The organism is Micromonospora sp. NPDC023737 (assembly GCF_040639715.1).
GTDB lineage: Bacteria > Actinomycetota > Actinomycetes > Mycobacteriales > Micromonosporaceae > Micromonospora.
Genome location: NZ_JBFAAL010000004.1, coordinates 330,605 through 345,477, shown reverse-complemented (window position 1 = coordinate 345,477; position 14,873 = coordinate 330,605). Strand labels below are relative to the sequence as shown.

Annotated in this window: 9 protein-coding genes; 3 read left to right on the top strand and 6 right to left on the bottom strand. The window is 70.1% G+C overall.

Annotated elements, in window-relative coordinates; genetic code table 11:
- Positions 1 to 402: 402 nt before the first annotated feature.
- The 3 genes from AB0F98_RS12675 to AB0F98_RS12665 form a co-directional block, all read right to left on the bottom strand.
- Positions 403 to 768: an SgcJ/EcaC family oxidoreductase gene (locus tag AB0F98_RS12675; RefSeq protein WP_357733207.1), complete on the bottom strand. Its 366-nt coding sequence runs from the start codon at positions 766 to 768 to the stop codon at positions 403 to 405.
- Positions 769 to 839: 71 nt separating this feature from the next.
- A complete protein-coding gene (locus tag AB0F98_RS12670) occupies positions 840 to 1,550 on the bottom strand; it encodes an SDR family oxidoreductase (RefSeq protein WP_357733204.1) in 711 nt (236 codons plus the stop codon).
- Positions 1,551 to 1,961: 411 nt separating this feature from the next.
- Positions 1,962 to 3,254 (bottom strand): aminotransferase class I/II-fold pyridoxal phosphate-dependent enzyme, encoded by a 1,293-nt coding sequence (locus AB0F98_RS12665; RefSeq protein WP_357733202.1) that lies wholly within the window; start codon positions 3,252 to 3,254, stop codon positions 1,962 to 1,964.
- 357 nt (positions 3,255 to 3,611) lie between these two features.
- Between AB0F98_RS12665 and AB0F98_RS12660 the strand changes: the two genes are divergently transcribed.
- A complete protein-coding gene (locus AB0F98_RS12660; protein ID WP_357733199.1) occupies positions 3,612 to 6,230 on the top strand; it encodes a M14 family zinc carboxypeptidase in 2,619 nt (872 codons plus the stop codon).
- Positions 6,231 to 6,296: 66 nt separating this feature from the next.
- Here the strand turns inward: AB0F98_RS12660 and AB0F98_RS12655 are convergent, their stop codons facing one another.
- Positions 6,297 to 7,700: an FAD-binding oxidoreductase gene (locus tag AB0F98_RS12655; RefSeq protein ID WP_357733196.1), complete on the bottom strand. Its 1,404-nt coding sequence runs from the start codon at positions 7,698 to 7,700 to the stop codon at positions 6,297 to 6,299.
- Positions 7,701 to 8,165: 465 nt separating this feature from the next.
- Between AB0F98_RS12655 and AB0F98_RS12650 the strand changes: the two genes are divergently transcribed.
- Entirely contained in the window at positions 8,166 to 9,857 is a 1,692-nt protein-coding gene (locus AB0F98_RS12650) for an ABC-F family ATP-binding cassette domain-containing protein (protein WP_357733193.1), read from the top strand.
- Between the two features lie 324 nt (positions 9,858 to 10,181).
- On the opposite strand, the gene rph is transcribed toward AB0F98_RS12650, so the two are convergent.
- Positions 10,182 to 12,779 (bottom strand): rifamycin-inactivating phosphotransferase, encoded by a 2,598-nt coding sequence (gene rph, locus AB0F98_RS12645; RefSeq protein WP_357733190.1) that lies wholly within the window; start codon positions 12,777 to 12,779, stop codon positions 10,182 to 10,184.
- Between the two features lie 413 nt (positions 12,780 to 13,192).
- Here rph and AB0F98_RS12640 point away from each other — a divergent pair, with 413 nt between their 5' ends.
- Positions 13,193 to 14,119 (top strand): LLM class F420-dependent oxidoreductase, encoded by a 927-nt coding sequence (locus AB0F98_RS12640; protein ID WP_357733187.1) that lies wholly within the window; start codon positions 13,193 to 13,195, stop codon positions 14,117 to 14,119.
- Between the two features lie 110 nt (positions 14,120 to 14,229).
- On the opposite strand, the gene AB0F98_RS12635 is transcribed toward AB0F98_RS12640, so the two are convergent.
- Positions 14,230 to 14,760, bottom strand: coding sequence for a hypothetical protein (locus AB0F98_RS12635; protein ID WP_357733184.1), 531 nt, complete (start codon positions 14,758 to 14,760; stop codon positions 14,230 to 14,232).
- Positions 14,761 to 14,873: the final 113 nt, after the last annotated feature.

The following is a 14,873-nucleotide window of genomic DNA, read 5'->3' as shown; positions in this document are numbered from 1 at the left end:
TCCTCCTGGTGACTCGACCGGGTCCGGGCGTCAAGACGGTGACGCAGCCGGGTTGGTGCCCGGAGCGTCGCGCTCCGACGGAGTGGGCCTTCGGCCCGCGCGGCGAGCGTTAACATGCTCGTGGGTGAGCGTCAACGTACTCACATGTTTCGATCATGTCAACATTGCTGCCTGCGGTGACATCCATGGAGGGTAAAGAGCGCCCAAGGTATTGACACGACGCCATGTTTGCGTTCACATGTTCGGGCCGGGATGCGGTGTCTACCCGGCGATACCGCCTGGTCGGGCGATCAGGCGCGCCGACTCCGGTGGCGTCGCCAGCCAGGGCCTGTGCCCGTCGGTGAGCACGACGACGAAGGTGCGACGACCTGTGCGCCTGCGGCAGTCAGGCGGTCGTCCCGATCACCCGAGCTGCGATACCTGGTAGTGGGCGATGAGCCAGCGATCGCCGACCCGGCGCACGATCACGCCGAGGCTGACCGAGAGCGTCGGCCGCTCGGGGAAGGCGAAGTCCACACCCAGGTAACCGAGGACGACGTCGTCGGCGAGCCGCCGGGTCTCGCGGATCTCGTACGCGGCGGTCATGCCGACCGTCGCGGCCTCGTAGTACGCGGCGATGCCTTCGCGGCCGACGCTGTACGGGCGCACGCCCTGGAAGATCGCATCGTCGGTGAAGTTCGACGCGACGCGCTCGGGGTCGTGGGCGTCGACGGCGGATCGCCACTGGTCCATGACGCTTCGAAGGATCTCGGCATTGGTGCTGGTCATGATGGTCTCCTCTGCTGTTGGAGGCGGCGGGCAGCGCCGAGAACCGCTGCCCGCCGCGGCTCCGAACGGTCTCAGTGCCCGGCGCTCTGGCCGCCGTCCACGTGCAGGATCTCACCGGTGACGAACCCGGCGGTCTCGAGGTAGGTGACGGCGTCGACGATGTCGCTGATCTCGCCCATCCGGCCGACCGGCTGCAGACCGGCGAGGAAGTCGTGGATCTCGGCGGAGTGCATCGGGGTGCGGATGGTGCCCGGCGAAACCGCGTTGACCCTGATGCCGCGAGTGGCGTACTCGATCGCCAGCGATTTGGTGACCGCGTTGAGGCCGCCCTTGGTCAGCGACGCCAGCGCCGACGGCAGGGTGGAGTTGGCGTGGTCGACCACGCTGGCGGTGATGTTGACGACGTGCCCGCCGCCGCCCTGTGCCAGCATCGCGGCGATGGCCCGCTTCGACACCTCGAAGAACCCGCGCAGGTTGATCCCGGTCACCAGGTCGTAGTCCGTGTCGGTGTAGTCGGTGAACGGCTTGGCCACGAAGACGCCGGCGTTGTTGATCAGCGTGTCGACGCGCCCGAACGTCCCGAGGGCCTGGTCGATGACACGGGCGCCGACGGCCGGGTCGGCGATGTCGCCGGCAACCGCAAGGACCAGGGGGTCATCGGACGGGGCGATCGAACGCGAGGTCGCGACGACGGCGTAGCCGAGCTTGCGGTAGGCGGTCACCAGCGCCGCGCCGATGCCCTGGGACGCCCCAGTGACCACGGCAACCTTCTGCGTACTCATCGGTTTCTCTCTTCATCAATGGTTGAGGACGTGCGTCACCCGCACCGCGGTGGGCGGTGCCGGCCGGAACACGTGTGTGGTCAGGTGGTGCCGGGGTTCAGTACCCGGCCCCCGCGGGCCGGTTGTCTTCCCGCAACTCCAGTCTTCCATGGACTGAAAAGTCCAGAAAAGCTGCCCGGAGGAGGCTGGCCGAAGGTCAGCTGTCACGGCGAGTCAACTGGGACAATTCGTCGAAACGGTAGCATCGGCATGGACCAAAGAGTGGACTCGGTAGACCAATCCGAGCGGTGGCTACAGTTGGGGCGTCCGATTGGCCGCGTTAGTGACTGATTGTCGGCTACTCCGCTGCGCTGAGCTGTGCAGACGTCGGACCAATTCCGGAGAACCAGAGGCCGCGAATCGGCGAGGAACTCACCGGTGGTGGGCCTCGCCGAGGATGCGGGCGATCCGCCGGTGCTCGTCGTGCCGCAGCGTGGTGGCGATCCGGACGTGCGACCGGCCTTCGCCGTGAACGCTGAACGGGGCGCCCGGAGCGATGCCGATGCCGTCGGCGGCCAGCGACCGGATCGCGCTCGCCGCGTTGCGCACAGGCACCCATACCGAGAGCCCGGCGACGCCGGTGGGCGTCAGACCCTGCTCCCGCAGGGCCTGGACCATCTGCTGGCGGCGGTGGCGGTAGGTGGCTCCCGCCCGGCGGATCGTCTCCCGGGTCCGCGGGTCGGTGAGCATCTGTGCCAGAGCACGCTGGGTCAGCACTGACGGCCAACCTCCGGTGGCCTTCTGCCGTGCCCGTACCCGCGAGACGACCCGCCCGATCCCGGCCAGCGCCCCGACTCGGAGGTGGGGGCCGTGCGACTTGTTCCAGCTACGGACGAGAAGGGTCTGCTCGGGCAGGAACTCGCCGAGCGACACGTCGGGTGTCAGGGCGAGCTCGTGCGCGGTGTCCTGTTCCAGGATGACGATGTCCTGACCGGCGAGCATCGGCGTCAGGGCGCGGGCTCGGCGGCGCGACAGCGCGTGGCCGTACGGGCTGGCCATCCGGGTCTGCAACAGCAGCATCCCGGGGCGGGTGGCCAGGGCCGCTTTGAGCGCCTCCGGCAGCGGCCCCTCGTCGTCGCAGCGCACCGGTACCGCCTGGGCCCGGTGGTCCTCGACGATGTCAAGCAGGGAGGCGGCGGCGAACTCCTCGACGAGCACCCGGTCGTGCGGTCGCAGGACGACGCCGGCGACCCGGTGGACGGCGTCCTGGGCGCCGCTGGTGACGGTGAAGTCCTCGGCCTCGAAGGGCCACGTCCCGTGCAGCACGGCCGCCAGGTGGACGTCCACCGTGTCGTCCGGGTACGTCCGCCAGTGCGCACCGGCGACGGCCACGGCCATCGGGCCGGACAGATCGGGCAGCAGGACCGGGTCGGGATAGGCCGTCGAGAGGTCGAGCCGGACCGGTGGTGAGGGCGGCAGGCTGGCGAAACGTCGCCCCGCCAGCGTCCCCGGCCCGCGTACGAAGCTGCCGCGCCGCCGGTCGGAGTGGATCAGCCCGCGCTGACGCAGCTGGGCCCAGGCGGAGGCGATCGTCGTGGGGCCGACGTGCAGGGCGGCGGCCAGCGCGCGCACGGTGGGCAGGCGCAGACCCTGGGCGATCTCCCCGGAGTGGATGAGGTCGCCGAGGCGGTCGGCGATCCCGCGGGCGGATCTGTCGGTGAACATCAATGCGAGTGTGCTGGCGTGCAGACGTTGTGGTCGCCGCGTGGGAACCTCCCCGGTGACTCTGTCGAGCGTGTCGGACAACCTCAGTTTCGACACCTCGGTGATCATGGCTTTTGATACCGCGTGCGCCGAACCGGGGGCAAGTGTGTTGAGGCATTCTTGAGCTTTCCGCCCGTTGAGAATGCGAACAAACGCGAACACCTGAGCCGCTGTGGATGCTCCCGTGCCCCGCTACGGTTCAGCCAAAGTCGATCGACTGTCGCTAATGTCGACGCGGAGGGTTCGCTGATGCTCAAAACCCGTCCACCCCTGTTGTATGGCGCCTGTGTGGCTCTGTTGGCGCTGGTCGGAGCCACCGTGACCGCCCCGGTTGCCAGCGCCGGCCCCGACCTGACGCGCGCCGCGGCGGCCGCCCGCGCCGCGGTCCCGACACCTGAAGAGCACTTCGGCTTCAAGATGGGCGCGGAGGGCAAACTCGCCACATACCCCGATGTGCTCAAGTACATGAAACTGATTGCAGAACGGTCCGACCGCGTCGACTACGAGACCGTCGGACCCACGACGATGGGCAACGAATACGGGACCGTCATCATCAGTGCGCCGAAGAATCTGCGCCGCCTGGATCGCCTGGTGGAAATCAACCAGAAACTCGCTGATCCGCGCGGCACCACCCCGGAGGAAGCCCGCCGGCTGGCCGCGGAGGGGGTGCCGTTCTACCACCTGGAGGCGACCGTCCACTCCAGCGAGGTGGGTAACGGACAGGCGATCAACGACATCGTGTACCGCCTCGCCACCGAGGACTCGGACTTCACCCGCAACGTCCTGAACAACTCGGTCGTCGTCCTGGTGCCGTCGCAGAACCCCGACGGGCAGCGGCTCACCATCGACCACTTCAACCGGACCGCCGGCACGGACTACCGGCGGACCTACCCGGACCTCTACCACAAGTACACCGGCCACGACGACAACCGGGACTGGACGATGTTCACCCAGGTCGAGGCGCAGTACCGGCTCGGGTTGATGAAGAAGTACCGCCCGGCGATCGTGCACATCATGCACCAGAAGGGCAATTCGGGCAGCCGCATCTTCGTCCCACCCTACGGCGGCATCACCAGCGAGAACGTCCCGGCGAACATGAGCGCCTCGGTCTCCGCGATCGGGCAGCACGCCGCCCGGGCGTTCGCCGCCGCCGGCAAGACCGGAGTGGGCAGCCTCGACTACCACATCTTCTGGACCCTGGAGCAGCCCGTCGGGTACTTCCCGTTCACCGGCGCCGGGGTCTACCTCACCGAGATCGCTTCGGTGACCGACTACGCGTACCCGCAGAAGTCGCAGGACGGCCGTCCGCTCGGCCCGCAGCAGGCCCGGATGAACCTGATCGAGCCGTACCGCTCCGACACCTGGACCCTGGCCGACATCGTCGACTACGCGAAGATCGCCACCTACGCCGGCATGGAGTACACCGCGAACAACGGCGAGAAGCTGCTCTACGACAACCTGTACGCCGTGCCGCAGGAGTACCTGACCAAGGGCGTACCGTCGGGCACCTTCGCGTTCGTCGTCGACGCCGAGCAGCGTGACCCGTACGCGACCTTCGAGATGCTCCAGCGTCTCGAGTGGACGGAGGTCGAGATCGACCGGGCGACCTCGCCGTTCGTCGCCGACGGAAAGCGTTACGACGCCGGCTCGTACGTCATCAAGATGCATCAGCCGCGCGGCAACTGGGCACACCAGGTCCTCGGCACCGACCGGTACCCCGAGGTCCGCGACTGCGGGTCCTGCCCGGTGCTGCTGCCGTACGCGGAGGCGACGACCAGCCTGCCGCTGCAGCTCGGCGTCGACGTCGCCGAGGTCAGCGCCCCGTTCGACGCGCAGCTGGAGCGGGTGACCTCGGTGCAACCGCCGCAGGTGACGATGCCGCCCGCGCCGAGTGCCAAGGGGGCCTACCTGGTCCGCCCCGAGTCGTACGGAACCATCCAGATCGTCTCGGCCCTGCAGGACGCCAACATCCCGACCTTCCGTGGCGCGAAGGGGTTCAGCGCGAAGGGTGCCGACTACCCCGCCGGCACCTACATCGTCCCGGCCACCCCGCAGGCCCGTAACGTGCTGGCGACCGCGTCGGCCAAGGTTGGCCTCCAGGTCACCGCCGTGGACCGGACCCCCAAGGTCGCCGGGGTGCAGCTCAAGCCGAAGACCAGGGTCGGTTTGCTGCGCGGCGTCGGGAACATGCCCGGCGGCTGGGACATGTGGCAGTTCGACCAGTACGGCATCAACTACGACGTGGTCTCCGCTCAGGACTTCCAGCGCAAGTCGTTGAACGAGCTGTACGACACGATCGTCGTCTCGTCCGGGGTGTCCCGGGACGACATCGTCGAGGGCCTGGACCCGGCGCAGTACGACGAGTCGTACTCCTGGGCCTACGGGGTGGGGGAGAAGGGCTGGCGCATGCTCCAGCAGTTCGTCCGCAAGGGCGGCACACTGCTGGCGATCGGCGACTCGGTGCAGACCGCCCAGCAGTTGCTCGACCTGCCGATGAAGCCGGCGCTGCCCGAGGACGACGACGAGTTCGTCACCGGCGGCAGCCTGCTCAACCAGGAGTTCGACCCGAACAACCCGGTCGCCTGGGGCATGCCCGAGTCCTGGCCGGTCTGGCTCTACGACACCCAGGCCTGGGATCTCACCGACGACTCCGGCGAGGTGGTTTCGAAGTACCCCACCGAGGGTGAGGTCCTGGCAAGCGGCTACCTGCGTGGCGCCGACCACATCCGGGGCGCCACCAACGTCGCGTCCTTCGACGTCGGCAAGGGGCAGGTCGTGACGTACGGCAGCGAGATCACCTTCCGTACGCTGCCCCGCTCGCAGTACAACCTGCTCTACAACGCGATCTACCACGGCCCGGCCGCCGAGGTGGACGCGACCGCGGTCCAGCAACTGCGGCCGCAGTTCAGCCCCGACGGCGCGCTCCTCAAGCGCTGAGGGTAGGACGCCGGCAGGCTCCGGGTGGTCACCGAGCACGGGTGACCACCCGGAGCGTCACCACGCTTACACCGCGTTCGACGGTGCCGGAGGGATGTTGTGGTTGACGCGGAACATGTTGCGCGGGTCGAAGGCGGCCTTCACGTCCCCGAGACGGCGGTACGTGTCCGGTCCGTAGGCCCGGGCCACCGCCTCGGCCGTGGTGTCGTAGCCGGTCAGGAAGTTGGCCTGCTTACCGCCGGTCGTCCAGCGGGCCATCGCCTCGGCCAGCTCGGCCAACGGCGTACGGAACTCCTCCGCCCGGCCCGGTGCGCCGAACGCCGCGCCGGAGAGCTGGAAGCCGGCGTCCCGGTTGCCGACGGCGTTCGGCACCCGCGGTGCACGGGCGAGCGCGCCGCCGAGCTGGCGGATCTCGATCACCCCGGCGGGGGTGTCGACGCCGGGGCCGGCGGCGACGATCAGCGCCTCGGCGGCCTCCGCGGGAAAATCGTGGAGCAGAGCCGACATCTCGTACGTCGGCGTCGGCTCGAGCGGGTCCGCGTGGATCGAGGCCATCGCCGTGTACGGCATCTCGGCCACCGTGTCCATCAGCGCCGGCGCGGTGGCGCGCAGGTCCGCGATGAGCTGTTCGCCGTCGGCGGCCGTCCCCAGGTAGGCGATCCGCACGTGAACGGTGAACCGGTCGCGCAACGGTTCCGGCACGGACGGTTCCGACTTCATCCGCAGGAACGCGAGCGAGACGGAGAGTTCCTCCGACGCGACCTCGGCCAGCCGGCGATACGCGTCGACCACCTGCTCGACGTGCTCGCTGGCGAAGTACAGCCCACCGCCGTACAGATGCGTCACCGGCACCAGGCCGATGGTGAGCGAGGTGACCACCCCGAAGTTGCCCATGCCGCCCCGGATCGCCCAGAACAGGTCTGGTTCGTGGTCCGCGTCGACCTGTCGAAGCACGCCGTCCGAGGGAACGATCTCGGCGGCCTGCACATGATCGGCGGCGAAGCCGTGCTTGCGGCCGAGGGTCGGACTGATCCCGCCGCCGAGGGCGTAGCCGACCACGCCGACGTTCGGTGACGAGCCGGCCATTGGCACCAGGCCGACCCCGGTGCCCGCCTCGATCAGTTGCTGGGCCGGGACGGCCGCGCCGATCGTCGCCGTACGCGAGCGCGCGTCGATGCTGATGCCGTTGATCCGGCGCAGGTTGATGAGGACCGCGCCGTCCGCGGCGACGACCGCACCGTGCCCGGTGGCGACGGTGGCGACCGGCAGATCGTTCGCACCGGCGAAGCGGACGGCGGCCTGCACGTCGGCGACGGACGTGGCACCGACCACGACGGCCGGGCGTTGGACCAGCGCCGTGTTCCAGGTGGCGGTCGCCGCGGCGTAACCCTTGTCGGCGGGGGTCAGCACCGGACCCGAGACCTCCGCGGCGAGCTGGGTGATCTCGTTCCGGCCGATCACGTACGTCATTGCGTGGCCTCTCTGACCTCGATGCCCGCGTTGCGGTCCGCCGTCTGCGGTGGGAGCCGTCGAGCGTCGAGGGGTGCGGTGAGGAAGCCGCGGTCGATCCAGCCGCCCACGCCGGTGATCTCAGCGCGCGCCCACGGTGTGATCCTGGCGGGGTAGCCGGTCGCGTGGGCCAGGTTTCGCGGAATCGGCGAAGGTGATCGACCACGTACACCTCGTGCGCGTGACCGGCCCGGATGTCGTACCTGATCCGCTTCGCGGGAGCCAGGTGCCGGCCGCTGGGCTATCCTTTCGCCAGTCGCCGGAGATGGGAGCAGACGTGGCAGGTGACGACGACATCTCCGGGTGAGAGCCCGGATCGGCCGCCGACGCGCGCGTGATCGCGCCGTCGACGCGGCCACCGTCGTCATGCCCTGCTCCGAACGGGTGCGTACGCGCGCCCGGATCTCACCTTCTCCGAGGATCTCCATGTCTCACGGGCAGCGACCCGCGCTGATCGCCCATGACCTCATCCGCATCCGGGGCACCCGCCGCGTGCTCGACGGGATCTCCCTGACCGCCGCGCCCGGGCATCGGATCGGGCTCATCGGCGAGAACGGCACCGGCAAGACCACCCTGCTGCGGATCCTGGCCGGCCTGGACGAGCCGGACGGCGGCACCGTCACCCGCCCGCCGGATCTCGGCTTCCTGCACCAGGAACTACCCTTCACGCCTACCGCGACCGTCGCCACGGTCCTCGCGGACGCGACGCGTGAAGCCCGCGAGGACCTCGCCGCCCTGGACCGGCTCGGCGACGCGTTGGCGTCCGCGCCCGAGGACACCGAGGAACACGCCCAGCTGCTGGCGCGGTACGGCGAGACGCTGGAGCGGGCGCAGGACCGCGACGCCTGGGACGCCGACCGGCGTGCCCTCACGGTGCTCGCCGGGCTCGGAGTCGACGGGATCCCGCACGACCGGACACTGGCCACCCTCTCCGGCGGTCAACGGGGCCGGCTGGCGCTGGCCGCGCTGCTGATCCGCCGTCCGGCGGCGCTGCTGCTCGACGAGCCCACCAATCACCTCGACGACGCGGCGGCGGCCTTCTGCGAGGAACATCTGCGCGCGATGCCCGGTGTGCTGGTGGTGGCCACGCACGACCGGGCGTTCCTCGACGCGGTCTGTACCGACCTGCTCGACCTGGATCCGGCGGTGGAGGGGCCGGTCCGCTTCGGCGGCAACTACACGGCGTACCTGGCGACGAAGCACGCCGAGGCCGAACGCTGGCGCCGCCGCTACGACGAGGAACAGCAGCAACTCACCGAGCTTCGCCTGGCCGCCGCGGTGACCGGGCACGAGGTCGCCCACGGCCGCGCTCCTCGCGACAACGAGAAGATGGGGTACGGGCACACCGCGGGCCGCGTGCAGAACCAGATCTCCCGCCGGGTCCGGGATGCCACTCGCCGGCTCGAGACGCTCGAACGCCACCAGGTCACGGCGCCACCTGAACCGCTGCGTTTCCACGCGCCCGTCCTGGCCGCCGGTGGCGGTGACGGTGACGGTGACGGTGACGACGAGATCGTGGTCGCGGTACGGCGGGTAGTCGTGCCCGGCCGGCTCCGGCTCGACCGGCTCGACGTCACGGCGACCGACCGCCTACTGGTCAGCGGGCCGAACGGCGCGGGCAAGTCCACCCTCCTCGCGGTCCTGGCCGGGGGTCTGGTCGTCGACGGGGCCGTCCGACGGCGGCCGGGGCTTCGCGTCGGCCTGCTGACTCAGGACACCCTCTTCGAGGACTCCCACCGGTCCGCGCGCGAGATGTTCGCAGCAACAGTCGGGCCGGAACGCGCCGAGGCGGTGCCGCTCTCCTCGCTCGGCCTGCTGGCGTCCGCTGACCTCGACCGGCCGGTGGCGGCGCTCTCCGTCGGTCAGCGTCGCCGGCTCGCGCTGGCGATGCTCGTCGCCGACCCGCCGGAGCTGCTGCTGCTGGACGAGCCGACGAACCACCTCTCGCCGCGGCTTTGCGACGAGTTGGAGGACGCGCTGGGTTCGGGGCCGGGCGCGATCGTCCTCGCCAGCCACGATCGGCGGCTGCGGTCCCGGTGGCCGGGGCGGGAGATCACGCTGACCGACGCTGCCGTCGTGGGCCGGGGGCCGAGCCGGCGGATCGAACGCGAGCGGTAACGGGCCGAGACCGGGCGCGCGAGGCTCGGCCCGTGTGTGGATCAGCCCCGGCGTCGTCCGCTCCCCACCAGCCCCGGACGAAGCCCGGGCTCTGGCGGGTCACCTCCGCCATGTGCTCGAACTGGGCCGGCCGCTCTACGGCATCCGCGACAGGCCACGCTGCTCGCCGATCACCACCCAGATGCGACCGACGCTACCGGGAGCACGTCGATCCCGCCGGTCCGCCGGGCCACTTCTCGCCGTGGTGGCCCTCCTCCTCACCGAGGATCACCGGCACGCGGCGGCCTGCCGTCGAGTCGGCCGGCCTCCTCGGAGAGTGGACGGTCAAGGCAGGAGCTCGACGTACCCGTCGCTTCCGTGTACGCGGATCCGCTGCCCATCGGGAATCAGCCGGGTGGCATCCAGCACGCCGACGACAGCCGGCAGGCCGTACTCCCGGGCGATCACCGCGCCGTGGGTCATCGATCCGCCGACCTCGGTCACCAGGCCTGCGATGCCGACGAAGAGGGGCGTCCAGCTCGGGTCCGTGTGGGCCGTGACGAGGATGTCGCCCGGTTCGAGGTCGGCCTGAGCCATGTCCAGGATGACGCGGGCGCGTCCTTCGACGGTCCCGGCGGAGACCGGTATGCCGATCAGGGCGCCGGTCGGCACGTCGTCGCGCCGGTACGCCCCGGTGATGGCCTCGCCCTCCGATGTCAGCACCCGCGGCGGCGTGAGCGCCTGGTACGTCCGGAACGCGTCCTTGCGCTGCTGGATGAGCCTGTCGTCCGCCCTGTTCGAGCGCACGACGTCGTGGAGCTCCTGGAACGTGAGGTAGAAGATGTCCTCCTTCTCAGCGAGCACGCCGGTCCGCACCAGGCGCTCGGCCTCTTCCAGCAGGGCCTGCTTGTAGACGAAGTAGCGGCTGACGATGCCGTACTTCGGGTACTCGCGGTAGCCGATGAAGGTCCGGACCCGGTCGATCATCCGCTTGGTCTCGTCGGCCTTCTGCTGCCCGTCCGGCAGCACCCGCAAGCGTGCGAGTACGTCCTGTTCCTTCTCCTGCGCCTGCCGCCGTCCTTGCTCGAAGCGCCGCGCGGCTGCACCCGGCTCGAAGAGCTTGATGTTGTCGAGGATCAGGGGGACGAGCGTGCTGGGTCGCTCGCTCCAGCGCGGCCTCGTGATGTCGATCTCGCCGACGCAGCGCATGCCGTACCGGTCGAGGTAGGCCTCGATGGCGTCGCGCGCCTCGGTCCCGCCCGCGAGCTTCGGCAACTCGTCCAGGAACCCCTCGTCCGCCACGTCCCGCAGGAATGCCACCACCTCTGGGTGGGGGCGGATCACGTCCGCGACGTCGAGCAGCGCCAGTCCCATCTCCGACGTGACGTTACCGGGGGCGGACAGCGTGAGGGTGTCGGCGGCGTTCCGCTCGCCCAGGCATTCCTGCAGCCGGTCGTTGAGCCACCAGGTGGCCTCCATCCCCGCCATGATCGCCTGCATGCTCAACGGATCGCTGAGGACCCGCTTGTGCTCCTGGAAGGCCTCCAGCAGGAAGTCGAACAGCGCCGGTCCGGTCTTCGTCCGGATGTCGCGCCGCAGCGCGGCGATGGAGGCCTGACTGCGCTCGATCAGGTCGGTGACGATGGCCGGATCGGTCTCGATCGGAGCGGCCGTCGCGCCAACCGGCGGTCGGCCCGGAGCGGTTGCCGGGAGCGTCGGGACGAAGTCGTGCCGGTCGAGGACGGTCTCCAGCGCGTTCCCGGTCAGCGGATCGCCCCTGCCCACCATCTCCAGGAAAGCGGCGCGGCTCGCGGGCGAGGCCAGGTGCCGGGTGGCGTCGACGAACAGCCTCCCGCCGGCCTCGAGCATCGGCGCCATGGCCGTCAGCTGCCACACGGAGACGCCCAGTGGTTTCATGGCGTCGGTCATCATCTGCTGATGACCGACGGAGAGATAGACGTGGTTCTCCCGGTCATCGACCGCGGGGACGGGGAACAGTGTGGTGATCGGCCGGCTCTGCACGATCTGGAAGTCGTCGTCGACCAGGCACCATTCGATGTCCTGCGGGCGGCCGAAATGCGCCTCGATCCGCCGCCCGAGCTGCACGAGCCGAATGGCCTGCGCATCCGTCAACGCCGGTTGTTCCCGCCGCTCGAGGTCGATCGTCACTTCGCGCGTCCCGCCGCCGGGCAGGGCGTGGACGGCACGTTGTTTGGCGGCGACGGTCCTGGCGACGATCTCGCCGTCGCGCACCCGGATGACGTCCGGGTTCACCAGGCCGGAGACCAGGGCTTCGCCGAGGCCGAAGCTGGCGTCCACGGTGGCGACCTTCCGGTTGCCGGTGACGGGGTCGGCGGTGAACAGGATGCCGGCCGCGGCCGGGAAGACCATCTGCTGCACGACCACGGCCATGTCGACCGTCCGGTGGTCGATGCCGTTGCGCAGCCGGTAGGTCACGGCCCGCTCGGTGAACAGCGACGCCCAGCACCGGCTGACGTGCCGGAGGACCGCCGCCGGGCCCACAACGTTCAGGTACGTGTCCTGCTGGCCGGCGAAGGAGGCCGCCGGCAGGTCCTCTGCCGTCGCGCTGGACCGCACGGCGTAGCCGGCTTCCTCGCCGAGCTGGGCGAGCGCGCGGGTGATCGCCGCCGCCAGACCGTCCGGTATGGCCACCTCTTCGATGGTCCGGCGGATCTCCGCGCTGAACGTACGGATCGCGTCCCGGTCGTCCGGGTCCAGGCGCGACAGCTGATCGAGCCGATCGTCGATCGACGGTACTGCCGCCATGATCCGCTGGAAGGCGGCCGTCGTCACGCAGAAGCCAGCCGGCACGCGGATGCCTTCGATCCGCGACAGCCCGCCCAGGTGCGCGGCCTTGCCGCCGACCGCCGAAATCTGTGTCTCGTCGACCTCTTGAAGATCCAACACGTACCGCACGCTCATTGCGGCACCTCCGCGTCGAGCGCCCGCAACCGCAGCGCCGAACTCGTCAACGGTTCGAGGTCGTCGCGTCTCCCGTACGTCGACAACACACCCACGTCGTGCCCCCGCATTTCCTCGTCGGCGCTGGTCCGGCCGCCGATTCTGCGGCAACACCAGGGTCTTGCCGCAAGCCCCCCTGTGCGGTATACGTTAGAAGTGGCAGGGAGTCAGATCTCCTTGCCTTTTGTTTTTGTCGTCCGCCCCGGGCTGGCACCTTCGACCGCCTGAGCGTGCCGGTGACCCCCGCCGCAGGGTCGGTTGCCCTGGGCGTGACCCGTGATCCGGTGACGTCGTGCTGACGATCACGCCTCGATGCAGCCGTCCGGGGAGATAGCGTCGGGGTGGCGATCATCTGTGTTGCGCGAGGAGATGCCATGGCTCAGGTACAGCGGTCCGGCGACGTCGACCCGGCCGAGGTGAAGCGGCGGATCGGTCCGATCGGGGTGTGGACGGGGGTCCTCGGCGGGCAGTCAGCCGAGTTCGGCCGCACCGTGGCGGCCGAGGTGGAGGAGTTGGGCTACGGCGCGCTCTGGGTGGGGGAGACGGCGAGGTACAAGGAGGCGCTCGTCCACTCGGCGATCCTGCTCGGTGCCACCCGGCGCCTCGTGGTGGCCACCGGCATCGCCAACATCTGGGTCCGTGATGCCACCGCCGCCGCGAACGGCGCCAACGCGCTGGCCGAGGCGTACGACGGACGGTTCCTGCTCGGCCTCGGGGTGAGTCACGCGCCGCTGGTTTCGTCGCGTGGCCACGACTACGGGCGGCCGCTCGCGGCCATGCGCTCCTACCTCGACGCGATGGACGAGACCGAGTACGCGGCGCCGCTGCCGCAGCGGGCCCCGCGGGTGCTGGCCGCACTGCGCCCCGGGATGCTGGAGCTGGCGGCACGGCGTAGCGCGGGCGCGCACCCCTACTTCGTGACGCCGGAGCACACCGCGCGCGCCCGAGAGATCCTCGGGCCGGAGCCGGTGCTGGCCCCTGAGCAGGCCGTCGTGCTGGACACCGATCCCGAATCGGCCCGGGAGAAGGCTCGGCGGTACACGTCGTGGTATCTGACCCTGCCTAACTATGTGAACAACCTGAGGGAGCTCGGCTGGGCCGAGGAGGACCTGGCCGGTGCCGGCAGCGATGCCCTGGTCGACGCGCTCGTGCCGTGGGGCGACCCGGAGACGGTGGCGGAGCGGGTCCGGGCGCACCACGCCGCCGGCGCGGACCACGTCTGCGTCCAGCCCCTCGTGGACGGGCCGGAGGAGCTGCTGCCGCAGCTGCGCACCCTGGCCCCGCTGCTGCTCTCGCGATAGGCGTCCTGGCCTGGTCGGGCCAGCGCATCCGGTGCGGTATGCGCTGGCCCGACCAGGCCTGCCACCGGGTGGCTGATCTCCTGGCTCTCGGCTCGCCGCGACCGGGACTTCTAGTCCACGTCGGTGCAGACGTTGTGGGTGCTGCCGTGCACCAGCGTGATGGTCTTGTAAACGTAGGTCGGGTCGAATTCGACGACGTACACGCCGTCGACGATCCAGATGCCACGCGGCAGGGAGCCGGCGTTCTCGCGGAAGCCGAGCAGTACGGGCCCGGTCACGTACCAGGTCATCGAGCCGTCCGGGGCGTATTCGACGAGCGACGTGCCGCTCGCGTCCACCCTCGTGACGGCCCCGGTGTCGAGGTTGGTCACCTCGTCCACGAGCGTGCCGGTGTACAACTCCCGCCGAGGTGAACCGTCCGGGTACTCCGCCAGCACCAGCTTGCGGACCTCGTCCTCGACGGGCTGGACGCGGACGGCGAAGTCGCATCGCGCTCCGGCCGGCTGCTCGAACGCCTCTTGCGGCGCCGGCACCCAGCCTCCGTGTCCGGCGCCGCCGGCGACGGCGGGGACGGAGGCGGACAGGCTCACGCCGACCACGGCCGTGGCCGAGACCAATCCGAGGATCAACTTCCTGATCATGCTTACTCCACGCTGTTCGGCGATTGGGCCTGATCAGCGTCATCGGCTTCGCTGACCACATCCTGACCGTGCCCTGCCGGCCGAGCCGTCCGCTCGCGGCTGTCTCCGTACGA